The following is a 16,891-nucleotide window of genomic DNA, read 5'->3' as shown; positions in this document are numbered from 1 at the left end:
CTGTTGGTTGTCCGCTTGTTTTTCATGTCATGCTTGGCGTATCCAAGAGAGGACTCGATTTCAGCTTCCAGCATTTCTTGGATTGTGTCTGCGAATAGATCCTTTAACGCTGACTGTACGTCGTCCACTGACTTCATGTTTTTCTCTTTGATCCACTGCTTGATCTGCTCTTTTGACATCATAAAAATCTCCCAACCTTTCTACTCCTAATTGTAGTTTAGAGGTTGAGAGTTTACACAAAATATTTTACAGACTCGAAGCAGGAAACATAGTTGGGATATCCATATTAGACGTAATCGAAGTGACCGAAATTAACATAGTCTTAGACAATTTTTTTCGTCATCTGGAGGCCCTATGAAATATACCAGAAAACTATCTAATCTGAATAAAACTATCGTACAGATGAACCTCACGCCAGGTAAGAACCACTTTGAGCTTTCAGCGCAAAACTTCTCTTTCCCGAGGAAAGTCATAAGCGATATTTACCCTGATTTCCCCGACCATCCCCAACTTGCGAACACTACATTCAAGGTCTATCTATACCTATGCATGTACTGCGATGGTCTTTCTGGAAAAGTATATTTTTCCAGCAAACAAAAGATCGCCGAGACATTAAAACTGCCTCCATACTCATCATATATCGAATGGTCTCTTGATTGGTTAGAAACTCATCACTTTATCCGAGACATTAGAGAAGATGATAAATTGCGTTTCCAAGCACATGTATTGTCTGCACCAGACTATCTGCCAGAGCTTGATACATTTTACAGTTGTAAAGAAATTAAACGAAATCCCTCTCCTTTGAAACAGCACAATTATGGCTATATCATGGTTCCTAAATTAGCTATCACAGAGAAGATGTTAGATCAATCTGTAACAAGAACAGGATGGGATGAGAGAAAACTTAAAATCTTCCTCCTAATGTATCAATATAACTGGCTTCGGTATTATGGCGGCATCGATCCAGACATTATGCATATCACACAGAACGGGGAGTTAGAGCTTGATACACGTTTCTGCTACGACGTAAAAAGCACACCCTACAATACATTCCAGACAATTCAATCGTTCATCAATGCTGACCTATTCAGACCTGTAAGATGTATCTTTCAACAAAAAGATGGAGAGAAAGTCTTTGTTAGAGACGCTAGAGTCGGGGTTTCACTACAGAAAAATGAGTATGAAATCATTGTCCTCCGCCCTCATGTTCTAATTAAGCGTCACGTTGATGAGCTTGTTAAATTACTCGGCAAAGGAAGCGTCATCTTATGAAAATGCATGGTAGTCTCTATACGGACAAAGCAAAAGTGGTTAACGCTTTTCGGAAAGATGAGAAGGTACTCTTGTCCTTTGATTCAAGTTCTTACTTTTGCGTCCATGAGGAGCCGAGAGAGCTATCTCATGACACATATTATGAGCTTAACGATGGCACTAAAATTGAACGACAACAAAGCGTTGTTATGATGGCCTTTCAGGAAAAAGTGTCGATGCTACTTAGAGCCAAGTCAAAATCAGTAGGAATCCCTCTTCCATTGCCCAAAGGAGAATACCGAGTAGACATCACCGTTACTACCCAACGGCAAGCAGATGATGTACCTCCCTTACTCGTAATGAAGTCGGTGCTGGACGGCATCAACAAGGAGATCGTTGAGAACGACCGACAAATCTATGAATGTAACATCAGATACCATTACAAGAAACGGTATGCAAACGCCTCCCAATACAGATCAAATGAATCGTTGAAGATTGCACTCTTTGACTTGGGATCATCCGGGGGGCCGATTATTGAAGTGAGCGGCGACATTTATATCGTTCCAAAGCAATCACCGATTCTGAGGGATGGCGGCGACAGGCTCTTAACCGATGATGCCGACCGCCATCGTTATCTCGCGCGGCCCCTCAAACGTAAGATGAAGATAGCACCATGTAAGAGCTACTCAATCGAGATGTGCTTTACAGGCGATACCGACGACAAGGATATCGACAACATGGCCCTTATCTACTACCCGATACTCGGACACCTTGGTATCAATGAAGCACAGGTTCATTATCTCCATCTTGAGAAACGCAAGAGCACAACTTCTCCGAGTATAGAGACACAGATAAAATGCAAGACTCCGTAATTGCGCAATACCTTGGCAAATCAATGTTTACACCGCTTATACGTGTTACAAGAAGCTAACATAATAGAGAGACCGTTCTATCAAGGGTTCATAGACTCTTAGTTTATCTTCGCTAATGCTAGAATCATCATCCACCGTACTGATATTCTTCGCAGTACGGTTATTTTTATTGAAAGGAGCATCCACAATGAATGTCGTCGCCTATCTGCGCGTATCATCCAAACAGCAAACCGAGCGTGAGCTATCCATCCCCGCTCAAAGAGAAGCCATCCAACGATACGCAGATCAGAAAGGATGGAGCATCGTCGAAGAGTTCGTCGATGAAAGCAAATCTGCAAAGACAGCAGATCGCCCCGCTTTCCAGCGTATGATCGCCAAAGCAAAGCAACCACAGAAGAACTTCCAAGCCATATTGGTTCATAAGTTCGACCGCTTTAGCCGCAGTCGTGAAGATCATATCATCTACAAAGCCCTGCTCAAAAAGCAGGGTATTTTTGTGTACTTAGTAACAGAACAAACAGAACCAGACACCCCGCACGGCGTTTTGCTGGAAGGGATGCTGGAGGTTATATCTGAATTTTACAACCTGAATCTGAGGAACGAGACATTGAAGGGAATGAAAGAAAACGCATCCCGGGGATTTCACTGCGGAGGACGCATTCCATACGGCTATCGCACCATCGTCGTCGATGGACATGTAACGCTAGTCCCCGGCGAACGACATGAAGTGGAAGCTGTGCAACTCATCTTCAAGTTAGCGGCGGAAGGAATGGGCGGCAAAAAGATCGCACGCATACTCAATGAATACAATCTGCAACATGCAATTGATCGTCGCTGGAGTCCATCGACCGTCCTCTCCATCCTCGACAATCAGGTGTATCTGGGGCATCGCATCTGGAACAAACGCACGAAAGGCATGACGCAGTTTAAGGATGCAGATGAATGGATCGTCGTACCCAACAGCCATCCTCCCATCGTCAGCCAACAACAATGGGACGCCGCGCATTCAGAATTGCAACAGCGCAAGAAAAATAAATAGACCATCATCAAATCGTTTTCAAGAGGCAGGTATCGCTCACATCGGGCGTACCTGCCTTTTTCATTTTCAAGTCATACACCATACCACAAAGGAGATGTATCCACATGAAAGTTGTCATCTACGCTCGCGTATCCTCCGATCATCAAGCGGAAAAAGAATTGTCCATCCCCGCTCAACTGAAGGCGATCCACAAGTTCTGCCAGGAGAAAGGATGGATGGTCGTCGGCGAATACCTCGAAAAAGGCAAATCAGCGAAGACAGATCAGCGCCCTGAGTTCCAGAAGATGATTGCGATGGCGAAACGTCCGAATCGTCATTTCGATGCCATCGTCGTCCATAAGTTTGATCGATTCTCGCGCAAACGCGAAGATCACATTATCTACAAAGCATTACTGCAAAAGCACGGCGTAAAGGTCATATCCTCGACGGAACAAACCGATCCAGAAACGCCACACGGCATGTTGCTTAAAGGGATGTTAGAAGTCATCTCAGAGTTTTACAATGTCAACCTCGCCGCTGAAGTGAAAAAAGGCATGTCTCAGAACGCCAAGCAAGGCTATAGCAATGGCGGCAATGCCCCCTATGGCTATCGTACAGAACATATTGCGCTCAGTGCTAACAAAACAAAAACAGTATGGGTACTCGGCCCACGTGAAGAAGTAGATACTATCAAATGGATTTTCAACCAGTACGCTCAGGATGGGCTGGGTTACAAAGCAATCGCCACCCTTCTCAATCAGAAAGGCGTACCTACGCTGAAAGGTGGCAAATGGTCTGCAAGTACGATCCGCGCAATCATCTTCAATGAATCCTACATCGGACGCAGAGTATGGAACAAGCAGGACTACCAGACAAAGGGCAAAAAGTGAAAAGATCGCTCCGAATGGATTATCACTGAGAATGCCCATCCGTCGATCATCACCAAAGAACTGTTCGACAGATGCCAAGAGTTAGCGAAGAAACGCCACAATGGCGGCGGGCAGGCACACAATCCATTCAAAATCCCCCCCCACTCCCCTTTCTGGTTGCGCGGCATCATGTACTGCGACAGATGCGGAAACAAGATGGTCGGCAATTCATCGTCAACGCACAAAAAGAATGGCGGCCAGAAATACTACATTTGCGGAGGTTACCAGCGGCATGGTAAGGACTTTTGCAGTTACGTCGGATGGAGAAAAGAACGTGTGGAAGAGATCGTATCTATGAAGCTCAGAAATGCTTTACTCCGCCTCTCACTGGATAATCACTTTGAAGAAGAGATCCATCGTTATCACGCAGAACAAAATAAGCATGTCTACATGCAGTTATCGGATTTAGAAACGGAAATAACGTTTCTGAAAAAGCGGATCGAAGTCATCGAGAAAGATATAGCATCAGGTAAAGCTAAGCCTTATTACCTCGACATGTTAAACGAAATGCGGCAGGAGCTTCTTGAAAAAGATACGGAGTACTCCACCCTCTCGGCTACCCTAAACTCGGTCACCATACCTGACTACTACATCGATTCTGTTAAATACGACATGAAGACTCTGATCAGCCTACTTGATAATGAAGATTCCAGTCCTCAGATGATTTACCAAGTGGCAAGCAAATATTTGTCGAGAGTGGTGATTCAGAGAGAGACGAAGGTCATGCATATGATCTTACAATTCAAGACAGGCGATATCACTTTGTACGAAAAGACATTGGTTGCAGATTTTACAGTCCAGAAATAACGACCACAAGTCATCTTTGCACAGGGTGTGTCTCGCTAAGAGCCCCCTGTGCAACCTCTATATTTTCGTCGTTCCTCTTCATTTGCTCAACTTAAAACTGCTAAAAATTCTCATTACGAAGCGCCTACCGACTCGAATAACATCAGATTTCTCCCGCTATACATTGAGTGATCACCTTAAAAGCTTGATATAACGGGCTTTTCTAACCGCAATAAATAGCGAACCTTCCCCATAAACGCAAAAAAGTCACCTCTACAGGTGACATCACTGATATGTATGGTGGAGGCGGGGGGATTCGAACCCCCGTCCGAAAACAGCGATACATAAGCATCTCCGAGCGCAGTCACTCATTTACATTTCGGCGACGGATTCGCGGAGTGACGCGCTGACCCGTAACCTAGCCTGATTGATCTTCTTCCTTTGGCCCCAGGCGGAGACCTCCGGCGTATCCCACTAAAGTTGAGCGCTAGTCATGCCACATGGGCGATGGAATGGTAGCGCCTCACTGGTTATTAAGCAGCGAGAGAAAGTTGTTTGTTGCCAGTTAATGGCGTTTGCGTTGATGACGAGGTCCGCAACCCCCCGGCTCGCTTCTTATGCTCTACCATCCCCGTCGAATCCAGAACGCCCCCAGGATGGAAAAGATCGCGCCGCCGATTAGGCAAGCGACGATGGTTGTCAAAAAGGCAATGAGAGCCTTCTGTTACGAATTACTTTACAGCTTGGAAACGATTCGTTTTACCGTCAGAAGCTCATTGTCTAACAGCAAGAGCCTCGCTTTGCCAAGCTTTGCCGAGATAAAAAAAGCCCAGGCGAAAACGGTAACGGTTCCACACCCAGACGTTTGATTTGGCATCACTCATTGCTCTCTTACTATAGCATATGATCGATACCGTTCTCAACGCCATATTGGTGGCAGCCTTGGCAGTGTGCGCCAGCTTGGCTGGCTTACATGAGACACAGCCAGTGTTGCATCGGCCTTTCAGGCAAGAGCCGCGTTCCTATGGCCCGACCCGCTGCAGTATAAACCCAGACGGTCCTCCCGCTGCCCCGCAATACTGCCTGCCTTACCAGCTTCCTACACCTTCTGCCGCTCCCGCAGCGCACGCTCCACTTCACGCGCAGCATCCTTCTTCTTCAAATCCTCGCGCTTGTCGTAGTTCTTCTTCCCTTTGACCAGCGCCAGCTCTACCTTGGCCCAGCCGCCCTTGAGGTAAATGCTGAGCGGCACGAGCGAATAGCCGCGTTCCCGGGTGAGGCTGTTCAGCTTGAGGATTTCCAGACGGTGCAGCAGCAGCTTGCGCGTCCGCTCCGGCTCGTGGTTGAAGCGGTTGCCCTGGTCGTACGGGCTGATGTGCACGTTGTACAACAGCAGCTCGCCATTTTGGATGCGGGCAAAGCTGTCCTTGAGCTGTATGCGTCCGGCCCTCACGGATTTGATCTCCGTCCCCGTCAGGGCGATGCCTGCTTCGTAGACTTCCTCGATATGGTAGTCGTGGCGCGCTTTGCGGTTTTGAGCCAGCGTTTTAACACCTGTTTTCGGTTTTGACATGGAGATCACCTCGCTTGGTACCGGATGAAAAAATATGGTATCTGTTAGTATAGCAAAAAACACTTAATACAGCAATACCCATTCCTTCTGACTGCTGCTTTGAGTGGCTTTAAGAGATTCGAGCGGTTTTGAGCGATTTTCAGCCATTGAGCAGTTTTGAGCCTTTGAGTGCTTTTAACTGCTTTTAACTGCTTTTAATTGCTTTTAACTTCTTTAAACTGCTGCTAACTGCTTTCAAGTATTTCGAGTTACTTCTACAGCCCAGCAAACAAAGAAACAGCGGTGCTTTACCGCCGTTTCCTCTTCGCCTGGCCTGCTATATTTTTACGCTTCTTTTTCTTGGAACGGACAAAGTCCTCCCAGAATGCTTTTTCACGCGGAGCGCCTTGCTCTCCTTCGGCACCTCCCAGCGGGACAACCTCGCCAGCCCCTTCCAGGTCTGCCTGCGGATTTGCGTTTTGCCGATATGTCTTTTGCCCCCGTTCCTTGAGCTTCTTGCGGAAAGCAGCCGGGTGCAGCTCTCGCTTCGTTTCCGTCTTTTGCTTTGCAGAGCGCTCCTGCTTTGATTTTCTGCCCGCACGCTGTCCGCCTCTGCCGTCGATGACCTTGGGTCCGCGCTCGCGGCCGCGGAAGCCGCCCGACTTTTTCATCCCGACGATTTCAAAGTCGATGGCGCGCTCGTCGACGTTGACGTTGGAGACCCGTACCTGCACCACGTCGCCGATGCGGAACTGCTTGCCTGTCCGCTCACCGATGAGCGCGTACGCTTTTTCGTGGTAATGGTAGTAGTCGTCGGTCAAAAAGCTGACGTGGACCAAGCCCTCGATGGTATTGGGCAGCTCGACGAATATCCCGAACGAAGTGACGCCCGAAATGACGCCCTCGAACTCCTCGCCGACACGTTCCAGCATGTATTCCGCCTTTTTCAGGTCGTCCGTCTCGCGCTCGGCATCCACAGCCAGACGCTCGCGCTGCGACGAATGCTCGGCGATGAGCGGCATTTGCTCCTGCCAATGCGCCAGCCGCTTCTCGGACAGATCTCCTTCCAGCGACTCGCGGATTCTGCGGTGGACGATGAGGTCCGGATAGCGGCGGATCGGGGACGTGAAGTGCGTGTAAAAGTCCGTCGCAAGGCCGTAGTGGCCCAAGCTTTCCGCGTCGTAGCGCGCTTGCTTCATCGAGCGCAGCATAACCGTACTGATGATGACCTCTTCCGGCGTCCCTTTCACTTCCTCCAAAAGCTGCTGCAGCGCACGCGGATGGACCGTATTGCCCTTTCCGCGAACGGAGTAGCCAAAGTTGGTGATGAACTCCATAAAGGCCTGCAGCTTCTCTTCTTTCGGATCTTCGTGAACCCGGTAAATAAACGGCTGCTTCAGCCAGTGAAAATGCTCGGCTACCGTTTCGTTGGCTGCCAGCATGAATTCCTCGATGATGCTCTCCGCGATGGAGCGCACCCGGAACCCGATGTCTGTCGGGGTGCCCTCTTCGTTGACGTAAATTTTGGCCTCGCGGAAATCGAAGTCGATCGCGCCACGAGCCATTCGCTTCGCCCGGAGCTTGCGGGCGAGCTCTTCCATCTTGCGGAACATCGGGACGAGCTCCTCGTATTTGGCGATGAGCTCCTCATCATTGTCCTCGAGAATTTTGCGGATATCCGAGTAGGTCATCCGTTCGTTGGTGCGGATCACGCTCAGGAAAATGTCGTATTTGACGACGTTGGCCCCGGCGTCCATCTCCATGTCGCAGCTGATCGTCAAGCGGTCGACCTTTGGATTCAGGCTGCAAATGCCGTTGGACAAGCGATGGGGCAGCATGGGAATGACCCGGTCTACGAGGTAGACGCTCGTGCCGCGGCGATACGCTTCCTGATCGAGCGCCGAATTTTCCCGGACGTAGTAGCTGACGTCGGCGATATGGACGCCGAGCCGGTAGTTGCCATTGGGCAAAACCTCTACGGAAACAGCGTCGTCCAGGTCCTTGGCATCCGCTCCGTCGATGGTGACCATCATGCGGTCGCGCAGATCGCGTCTTCCCTTGATCTCCTCTTCGGAAATTTGGTCCGGAGCCGCTTCCGCTTCGGCGATGACATCCGCCGGGAAAGCCTCTGGCAGTCCAAACTTGCGAATGATGGACAGAATGTCTACGCCCGGATCGTTTTTATGGCCCAGAATCTCGACTACTTCACCCTCGGGATTGACGCGCCCCTCCGGGTAACGGACGATTTTCACCACAACCTTGTGGCCGTCCACTGCTCCGTTGTACGCCTCTTTCGGAATAAAAATATCCTTCCCGATCCGCTTTTCGTCCGGGATGACAAAGGCGTAATGGTTCTCATCCTGAAACGTCCCCACTACTTCGGTGATGCCCCGCTCCACCACGCGGATAATCCTGCCCTCCGCGCGGTTGCCCCCGCTTATTTTTTCCATTCGCACCAGGACGGTGTCCCCGTGCAGGGCGCCATTCATGTCGTTGGCGTGGACATAAATATCGTCCTGATCTGGCGTTTCGGTTATGACAAACCCAAAACCTTTGGGATGATTTTGCAGTTTCCCCCGGATCAGATTCATTTTTTCAGGCACGCCGTAACGATTGGTCCTCGTCCGGATGATCTCCCCGCTATCCTCCAACTGGTTCAGTGTTTTGACCAGTTCTTTGAAGTCGTCGGAATCCGTGATCCCGAAAGCGGCCTCCAGCTCTGCCACCGTCATCGGGTGGTACGCCTGCTCCCTCATGAACGCGAGTATATCTTGTTCTTTCATATTTACCCTCCTCTGCCGCGAATACGTGTCTCGCCAGCTCTCTTACTATGTAGTATTCGCCGCTCGCGCTCACGGCAAACCAAATAGAGAAAAAGACAGCAAGGTAGCCTTGCTGTCTTCGACAAATCGTACTTTATGCTCCGCTTTTCAAGAAGTACCCGAGCAGGATGGCAAACACCATGAATGCCACTGCAAAGATAACAGTCAGCTTTCCGAGCAATGCGTCAATCCCGCGGGCTTTTTGTTTGCCCATCAGTTGTTCCGCGCCGCCGCCAATCGCGCCAGAAAGGCCGGCACTTTTGCCAGATTGAAGCAGGACGACAATAATCAAGCCGATACTTGCGATTATAAGCAAAATTTTTGCTGCCAATGCCATGTTTATTCACCTCAAGACATATTTCCAAGGCGTAAGAATTGCAATAGATGAACATTCTATAGGAGAATGTTGCTAAGCCTTTTGGGTAAGCGTGTCCGGTTTTTCTCATTTATATGCCGCAGCAGCGACAACTAAATAAAGACCAGCATCACTACTTTATCACAAACAGGAATGATCATCAACATGCTTTCCTGATTTGATTGTTTCTATTAATAATTGTGTACTTTCTTTGTCTGTTTTCTCGTTTCCTTGCATGTGTCACGATTTTGCCGTAAAATTGCATGTGTACTGCTATACTCGCCTTAGGAGGTCTTTGTCAGATGGCTGGTTCGAACAAAAAAGACATGAATCAAAACGACGTAATTGATTCCGCGAAGGCCTTTTTTGCTTCGTTTGGCATCTTGTTTCTTGTATTCCTCATCGCACTTGTAGGTTCTGCTATTTTCCCACCACAACACGGAGAACAGGCAAATGGTGGAGAGGCACCGACTGCTACCATCGACGCGCCAACCGTGTTCAAACAAAACTGCTCCTCCTGTCACGGCCAAAACCTTGAAGGTATCGCAGCACCGGCTCTGACACAGGTTGGCAGCAAGTACAGTGCCGACGAAATCGCAAAGATCATTAAAGAAGGTAAAGGCGGCATGCCTCCTGGCCTTCTGAAGAAACAACCGGAGATTCAAGCGGTTGCACAGTGGCTGTCCGAACATAAATAGTACATAAGTCATCCTGCCACCTGACAAAACACCGAAGCAAGCATGTCTTCGGTGTTTTTCTCGTTTTTGCCGACTATTCATTGGAAGACCTCTTTGAGGAGGAATCATCATGGCCAGCGTTCTGAGCCTGGAACATCTGGGCAAACAGCTCCCGACACAGCAGCATACTTGGCTATTTTCTGATATCACTGTCGACATTGCTTCGCCTGAGATTACGCTGATCATGGGGAAATCGGGGCAAGGCAAAAGCACACTTCTCCGCCTGCTCGGACTTTTGGACACGGCAGATGACGGGACGATTCGGCATTTGGGCAAAACCCCAACGGAGTGGGGCCCGGAAAAATGGAGAATGTCCGTAAGCTACGTCGCTCAGCAGCCGGTCATGCTGCCTGGCAGCGTCGAAGACAATCTGAGAGCGGTCAGCCGTTTGCACAAGCGGCCTTTCGAGACTGAGCTGGCCCGGACCTGGATGGAAGCCGTAGGTCTCGGCGAGATGGACTGGAGCAAGCAGGCGGCGCAGCTCTCCGGAGGCGAACGGCAGCGTGTCGCACTGGTCCGTTCTCTTCTCCTGCATCCAACGGTACTCTTGCTGGACGAGGTGACAGCTTCTCTGGACACCATCAGCAAGCGGGCTACAGAAGAACTTCTCGTAGACCTGCATCGCCGCGAAGGCACTACCCTGCTGTGGATCACGCACGACTGGGAGCAAGCGCGAGCGGTCGGCCAGCGGATCTGGTTTTTGGCGGGTGGCCGTCTGCTCGAAGACTCCCCGGCCGATCGCTTCTTTGAAGGACCGCAGACACAGGAGGCTCAAGAATTTTTATCCGCCCATCTTGTTCAAAAGGAGGATGCCCCATGTCTTCCATGAGTCTGTGGTTTTCCTTTACCTTTGTCGTCATCGCCCTGCTCCTCTCCATGTGGCAAAAGCTCGGTCTGGAAAAGGAAATTGCCATCGGGACGGTACGCTGTGCCGTACAGCTGCTGGCGATCGGCTACGTTTTGCAATTCGTCTTTCACACCGACCATCCAATCTACCAGGCGCTGGTAATCGCCATGATGATTGGCGTAGCCTCCTGGAACGCATCCCGGCGCGGCGATGGCCTTCCGGGAATTTTGTGGCGGGTCACCGCTTCCTTGACCGTGACCGCAACGCTGACGATGAGTCTGCTGCTTGTGCTCGGTCTGATCAAACCGACGCCCCAGTATTTGATCCCGATCACAGGCATGATTATCGGAAATTCAATGATCGTCGCCGGCCTGTTTCTCAGCCATATGAAGCGGGAGACAGAGACCGCCCGCGGGGAAATCGAAGCCTTGCTCTGCCTGGGCGCAAACAAAAAGCAGGCCATTCACGGCGTGTTGAAACGAGCGGTAAAAGCAAGCATGATCCCCACCTTTGACACAATGAAAACCATCGGCCTGGTCCAACTGCCCGGTACGATGACCGGGATGATCATCGCCGGAGCCAACCCATTGGAAGCCGTTCGCTACCAAATCCTGATCATGTTCGCCTTTTCCTCGTCCGCGGCCATCTCTGCCGCCCTGATCAGTGCTCTCGCCTATTCCTCGTGGTTTACCCGCGAGTCTATGCTGCGGCCGTGAGTCTGTAGCTCCGCCCACAAAAAGTCGAAGCTCTTCTTTACTACCGCTTCTTTACCGCCGCTTCTTTTCTAAACAAAGGCTGCCGCTACGTGCAGCCTTTTTCCTTTCTGAAAAAAGAATTCGAGCACCAAAGCTCCTGCCATTATCAACCTTTCAAAGCACTTTTCCCCTCCTATTAATTTTTTGAGGATTTTACCTTGACGGGGCAAAAACCTTATGAGAAGATTATTTCTCCGTTTCGCTTTTTGGGAAAAATAGGGAGGTAAAAGCAATGTCGGTAAATTTTCCAGAAGAGACAAAACATCTTGATCGAATAATCGGGAGGCTGCAGGATGCGTTAAATGAATTGGATGAGCGGGTCAAAGCATATGCAGATGAGTTTAAGGAATCCATGAAGTACCTGGCCGAGAACAGAAGCGGCATGGACGGCATGGAAATCTTTTCGAACCAAACTTCGATCTCGCAAATGATTCGCTCGGGAACCCATACGGTTGAAAGAAGGACAAAAATCGCGAAACTAATCGATTCCCCGTACTTTGCCAGAATTGATTTCAAGCTTGTTGACGAGAATGAGGCGGACCCCGTGTATATTGGGAGGTTCTCGTTTTCTGACGACGATAACAATATGCTCATTTATGACTGGCGGGCCCCGATATCAAGCATGTATTACGATTTTGAACTGGGACATGCATTTTATGAAGCTCCCGCCGGGATAATAGAGGGCGAGCTTACGCGAAAAAGGCAATTCAAGATTAAAAACGGCCAGATGGAATATGCGCTTGAAAGTTCGATTAGCATCATTGACGAGGTGCTGCAAAGAGAATTAAGCAGTAATTCGGACCAAAAAATGAAGAACATCGTTGCGACGATACAGAAGGAACAGAACAAAATCATTCGGAATGAAAATGCAGACGTGTTGGTCATTCAGGGGGTGGCTGGTTCAGGCAAGACCTCCATCGCCTTGCACCGGATTGCCTACTTTCTGTATAAGTACAAAGAACGTTTGTCAGCTCAAAATGTCGTCATTATCTCCCCAAACAAGGTATTTGCCGACTATATCTCAAATGTCTTGCCGGAATTGGGCGAAGAACCAATCGTGGAAGTCGGCTTTGAGGATATCGCGGCCGAGCAATTACACAATGTATTGGAGTTCGAGAGGTATGCAGTGGAAATCGACCGCCTTCTGGATGGACATGACCAACAGTTGGCTGAGCGCACAAGGTTTAAGTCGTCTCTGGAGTTTTTGACGCAATTAGATGAGTACCTTGAGTTTGCGAGCGAGCAATACTTTGAACCTCAGGATTGTACGTTTGGCAGCGTGACCGTCTCGAAAGACTTTATCCAAAAGCGATATCAAGCCTATAAAAACCAGCCCATTTCCCAGAGATTTGCCGAGATAACAGAAGATATCATTCTGCTGATCAAAAAAGAAAGCGTGATGGAGCGCAAGATTCCGGTCCCGACAAAAAAAGCGGTTATGAAGAAGCTCCTTTCCATGTTCAAGTTTACCAGCACGTTAGCGCTCTACACCCATTTCTTCACGTTTATTGACCGACCCGAAATGTTTGTTTTCAAAAGCAAAAACACATTAGAGCATGCCGATGTATTTCCTTACATTTACGTAAAAATATTTTTTGAAGGCATCGAAGGGCTGGATGGCATTCAGCATGTGGTCATCGATGAAATGCAGGATTATACGCCTGTGCAATACGCCGTTATCAAGAAGCTTTACAAATGCAAAAAAACTATTTTGGGCGATTTTGGACAAATCGTTAACCCGTACAATTCCAACTCTCTCCAATCCCTCAAGAAGCTTTTTGAAAACGTCGAATTTATGGAGCTGAACAAAAGCTACCGTTCCACCTACGAAATCATTTCATTTGCGCAGCGTATCCAGCAATCCAACATAGCTCCGATTGAGCGGCATGGGGAGGAGCCTCGGATCATACCGTGCGATAGCTCGCAAAGCGAATTGGCGTCGATAGAAAAACTTTTGACGGATTTTAGAAACAGCAGCTATTCATCACTCGGGATTATCTGCAAAACAAATCGCCAAGCAAAAGAGCTATATGATGCCTTGCATGAAAAGCATGACGTGCATGTACTGGATTTCAACAGTGAAAAGTTCATCGACGGGATCACCATTACGACGATTCACATGTCTAAAGGCCTCGAGTTCGATGAGGTGATTATTCCTTCAGCAAACGCTGAAAGATACCAGACGGATTTTGACAGAAGCTTGCTCTATATCGCGTGTACAAGGGCTATGCATAAGCTTACTTTAACGTACCACGGGGAGATTACGAGTCTTTTGCCTTTACAAGGCTGAATATCGGGGCCCCTGCTACGAGCCCATTTGCTCTTTCTATTTTACTCATGTACGAAAAGCGGTACTGCTTATCCTTTTGCCTCTATTCTCGTTTTCTCCCAGTTGCCATCCTTCAAGACGAATACGGTCGCAATCCTTCCACAAACACCTCCCTTCACCGAGTACGACCTATAATGAACAAAGAGAAATTGTCGATACAAACGAACACAGCATCCAGATTTTTTTATTCAAACGTTCCTTATAAATCATCCAAAGAAAGTCTCTTGATACATTCCCAAATAATCACCAATCCTAAGAAAGCAAGATTTAAATATTCCTCTCCCCCTCTTCCTAGCCCTTTCTTCTTTGCCTTGCCGACAAACACGAATAGCTGTAGCGATGAAAAAGGAGAAAATGCGAAGGTCTTTGGGACACCCGCTCAGGTCCCTTTTAAAAGGGGTACTCGCTTTTATCGTCCAACCCTGAAACCCTTCCTGAACATGCTGCTTTTGGACGCGGTTCCCCTTTTGAAAGTGAGCCGGACAGGCCGACCCCAGCAAAGTGTCCCACCGTCCCCTGAGCATTTTCTCCTTTTTCATCTCCTCCGCCAAAGCCCGATCTATGCCAAATCAGAGGAAGCTGCGGCAAGGCTAAGAGGCAAAATCTGCAGATGCCCCAAAATTTTCTTCAAAAAAAACTGTAAGATTTAAAAAGCTGCACCGTCCAATTACACAGACAACAACCGTAAAAGGTGGGGAACACGTGGACAAGAAAGCACTCATCGAACAATGGTTCCTGCGCTACGGTGACGAGATATACAAGTTTCTCGTGTACTACACAGGCACCGCTGATGTGGAGGATTTGGTCCAGGAGGTCTTTATCAAGGCCCTGCAAGCACTGGACCTGTTTGAAGGCAGAGCCCAACCCAAAACCTGGCTGCTGTCGATCGCCCGCAACACCGCCATCGACCACCGGCGAAAACAGCGTTTGCGCAAATGGCTGCTCGACAGTTGGCTGCAAGACGTCCGCGACGAGCGAAAAACACCGGAGGAATGGCTGGACCTTCACGAGGAACAGCACGAGCTCTATCGGTCCCTCCAGCAGTTGAAGCCCGCTTTCCGCGAGGTGTTGATCCTCCGCGGCATCAAAGAGCTGTCTGCCAGGGAAACGGCCGACATTTTGCAATGGAGCGAAAGCAAAGTAAATGTCACCTACCACCGGGCCTTAAAGGCGATGAAAGGCATATGGCAATTCAGGGAAAAGGGAGGATTCGGAGATGCCGTCAAAGCACGATGAACATTGGTTGGACGATTTGCGAAATCTGCCCGACATCACACTCACTGAGCAACAAAAGGAGAAGATTATGACCGCCATTCGCGAAACAGATACCCCTATCGGAAAAAGAAGCTCACGCCACGGACAAAAAAGCTCGTACCGCCTGGCGACGCTGGGCAGAACAGCAGCCGCCTTTTCTTTGCTGGCTGCCACAGTGTGGCTCGGGAGTCAATTGATAACGTGGAATCAATCAGCGACACTTGATCCGACTGTCCAGCCCCCCAATCAGCAGCCCGCCGGAAGTTCCCATCAGGAGGGCGTGTCCCAGGGAACAGGAGGACCGAACGGCACGGGAGGAGAGATTGGCTCAGGCGAAGGTGCTCCGATCGCATCCAGCGACAAGGAAGCAGACCTGAACCGCACCATTAAAGACGTGATTCTTTCCATGAAGGAGAAAGCCGTCCGCGGACAATCATACGACCAAAAACTAACGTTGGAAACATCCATGTTTGACGAGGTCGAGCAGTCTTGGGGCAAGCCAGACCGTACTGATTACGCCAATGGCATTACGTACGCGACCTACAAGAACAAAGGGGTCATCCTTGGGTACAACAAGGGCATGCAAATCGTCGATATCCGCCGGGTATACGGCAACTGGGAGATCGGCAATATAGGCAGCAAGGGCTCCCAGCCTCACTACCTGTCCATGGCAGACGTGACTCGTGTGCTCGGGGAGCCGGACCGCGCCATCCTGTTCGCTGGCCAGACGATTCATATCTACAACGTCACAGACAAATACCAGCTAAAGATTGTCTACCAAGGAGAAGATAACGGCAAAAACGAACTTCGTGCAGTCCGCACCGATGTGTTTTACCCTCGCGGAACCGTCAATCTGATGCAGGCCGTTACCACGCCAGAGCTGGTGCAAAGCATCCGCGATCTCGCCAAAGAAGGCCGACTGTACGGCGTGGAATACCCTGTAGAAACCAGCGTCTTGGACACCGTGGAAAAGGACTGGGGCAAGGCCGACAGGCTGGGCGGGGTTAACGGTGTTACGTATGCCAGCTACCGGACGCAAGGTGTCGTATTCGGCTTTAACAAGGGAATGCAGCTTGTCGATATTCGCAGCTATGACACCCGCTTGCAGGAGCTGTCGCTCTCCGATGTAACATCTGCCCTCGGCAAGCCTGACGTTTCCGCCGATGTGTCTGGCCAAACGATTTACACTTACAAGGTAAATAGCAAGTACGAATTGAAATTCGTGTTCTCCGGAACGGCGAACGGTCAAAACGCAAAAACATTGCTTGTCGATCATGTGAATATCGTTTATCCGAAAGGTGCTGTCAACATGATGGCGCAATAACGAGAGACTCTTTGCAAAAAAGCCGCTTCCCGGGTTTACGGGGAGCGGCTTCTTTGCAAG

14 protein-coding genes, 1 other RNA gene and 2 pseudogenes are annotated in these 16,891 nt (G+C 49.3%); 12 read left to right on the top strand and 5 right to left on the bottom strand.

The genetic code is table 11. The features are described from left to right. Window positions 1-188, bottom strand: a pseudogene (locus EDM54_RS27465) (IS256 family transposase); the annotation flags it as partial. Between the two features lie 166 nt (window positions 189-354). Between EDM54_RS27465 and EDM54_RS20870 the strand changes: the two are divergent. The 5 genes and pseudogenes from EDM54_RS20870 to EDM54_RS27090 all read left to right on the top strand — a co-directional run bounded on the left by EDM54_RS20870 (window position 355) and on the right by EDM54_RS27090 (window position 4,877). After that, window positions 355-1,272 carry a hypothetical protein gene (locus EDM54_RS20870; protein WP_122958735.1) on the top strand — a complete coding sequence of 306 codons (918 nt, stop codon included), beginning with the start codon at window positions 355-357 and terminating at the stop codon, window positions 1,270-1,272. Continuing rightward, the gene (locus EDM54_RS20865) at window positions 1,269-2,123 is read left to right on the top strand and encodes a hypothetical protein (protein ID WP_122958734.1); all 855 of its coding nucleotides are present in this window, start codon (window positions 1,269-1,271) and stop codon (window positions 2,121-2,123) included. The genes EDM54_RS20870 and EDM54_RS20865 overlap by 4 nt, the downstream gene beginning before the upstream one ends. A gap of 187 nt (window positions 2,124-2,310) precedes the next feature. Beyond that, window positions 2,311-3,162 (top strand): recombinase family protein, encoded by an 852-nt coding sequence (locus EDM54_RS20860; protein WP_122958733.1) that lies wholly within the window; start codon window positions 2,311-2,313, stop codon window positions 3,160-3,162. 104 nt (window positions 3,163-3,266) lie between these two features. Beyond that, a pseudogene (locus tag EDM54_RS27095) lies at window positions 3,267-4,115 on the top strand (recombinase family protein); the annotation flags it as partial. A 72-nt stretch (window positions 4,116-4,187) separates the two neighbouring features. Continuing rightward, window positions 4,188-4,877, top strand: a complete 690-nt coding sequence (locus tag EDM54_RS27090) for a recombinase zinc ribbon domain-containing protein (protein WP_255320349.1) — start codon at window positions 4,188-4,190, stop codon at window positions 4,875-4,877. A gap of 277 nt (window positions 4,878-5,154) precedes the next feature. Here the strand turns inward: EDM54_RS27090 and ssrA are convergent. Beyond that, window positions 5,155-5,509, bottom strand: a transfer-messenger RNA (tmRNA) gene (ssrA, locus tag EDM54_RS20850). 3 nt (window positions 5,510-5,512) lie between these two features. Here ssrA and EDM54_RS20845 point away from each other — a divergent pair. Next, window positions 5,513-5,725, top strand: coding sequence for a hypothetical protein (locus tag EDM54_RS20845; protein WP_081787845.1), 213 nt, complete (start codon window positions 5,513-5,515; stop codon window positions 5,723-5,725). Window positions 5,726-5,955: 230 nt separating this feature from the next. On the opposite strand, the gene smpB is transcribed toward EDM54_RS20845, so the two are convergent. The 3 genes from smpB to secG all read right to left on the bottom strand — a co-directional run bounded on the left by smpB (window position 5,956) and on the right by secG (window position 9,567). Further along, a complete protein-coding gene (gene smpB / locus EDM54_RS20840) occupies window positions 5,956-6,429 on the bottom strand; it encodes an SsrA-binding protein SmpB (protein ID WP_003392607.1) in 474 nt (157 codons plus the stop codon). 287 nt (window positions 6,430-6,716) lie between these two features. After that, on the bottom strand, window positions 6,717-9,191 hold the full coding sequence (rnr, locus tag EDM54_RS20835) for a ribonuclease R (protein WP_024984600.1): 2,475 nt from the start codon (window positions 9,189-9,191) through the stop codon (window positions 6,717-6,719). Between the two features lie 133 nt (window positions 9,192-9,324). Next, on the bottom strand, window positions 9,325-9,567 hold the full coding sequence (gene secG / locus EDM54_RS20830) for a preprotein translocase subunit SecG (RefSeq protein ID WP_003392604.1): 243 nt from the start codon (window positions 9,565-9,567) through the stop codon (window positions 9,325-9,327). Between the two features lie 320 nt (window positions 9,568-9,887). Between secG and EDM54_RS20825 the strand changes: the two genes are divergently transcribed. From EDM54_RS20825 to EDM54_RS20795, 6 genes are all read left to right on the top strand, one after another. Next, on the top strand, window positions 9,888-10,283 hold the full coding sequence (locus tag EDM54_RS20825) for a YqzM family protein (RefSeq protein ID WP_003392602.1): 396 nt from the start codon (window positions 9,888-9,890) through the stop codon (window positions 10,281-10,283). Between the two features lie 109 nt (window positions 10,284-10,392). Further along, entirely contained in the window at window positions 10,393-11,151 is a 759-nt protein-coding gene (locus EDM54_RS20820; RefSeq protein ID WP_003392600.1) for an ABC transporter ATP-binding protein, read from the top strand. After that, window positions 11,139-11,885, top strand: a complete 747-nt coding sequence (locus EDM54_RS20815; RefSeq protein ID WP_122958732.1) for an ABC transporter permease — start codon at window positions 11,139-11,141, stop codon at window positions 11,883-11,885. Before EDM54_RS20820 ends, EDM54_RS20815 begins: the two co-directional genes overlap by 13 nt. 271 nt (window positions 11,886-12,156) lie before the next feature. Next, complete coding sequence (locus EDM54_RS20810; RefSeq protein WP_122958731.1) at window positions 12,157-14,214, top strand: HelD family protein; 2,058 nt, start codon at window positions 12,157-12,159, stop codon at window positions 14,212-14,214. Window positions 14,215-14,955: 741 nt separating this feature from the next. Then, window positions 14,956-15,489, top strand: coding sequence for an RNA polymerase sigma factor (locus EDM54_RS20800; protein ID WP_031933204.1), 534 nt, complete (start codon window positions 14,956-14,958; stop codon window positions 15,487-15,489). Further along, window positions 15,470-16,831 (top strand): YjgB family protein, encoded by a 1,362-nt coding sequence (locus tag EDM54_RS20795; RefSeq protein WP_039070202.1) that lies wholly within the window; start codon window positions 15,470-15,472, stop codon window positions 16,829-16,831. Before EDM54_RS20800 ends, EDM54_RS20795 begins: the two co-directional genes overlap by 20 nt. Window positions 16,832-16,891: the final 60 nt, after the last annotated feature.

Origin of the sequence: Brevibacillus borstelensis, assembly GCF_003710865.1 — a bacterium.
Classification (GTDB): Bacteria; Bacillota; Bacilli; order Brevibacillales; family Brevibacillaceae; genus Brevibacillus; species Brevibacillus borstelensis.
The sequence above is the reverse complement of the archived record's forward strand: the minus strand, read 5'-3'. Positions and strand labels throughout refer to the sequence as shown.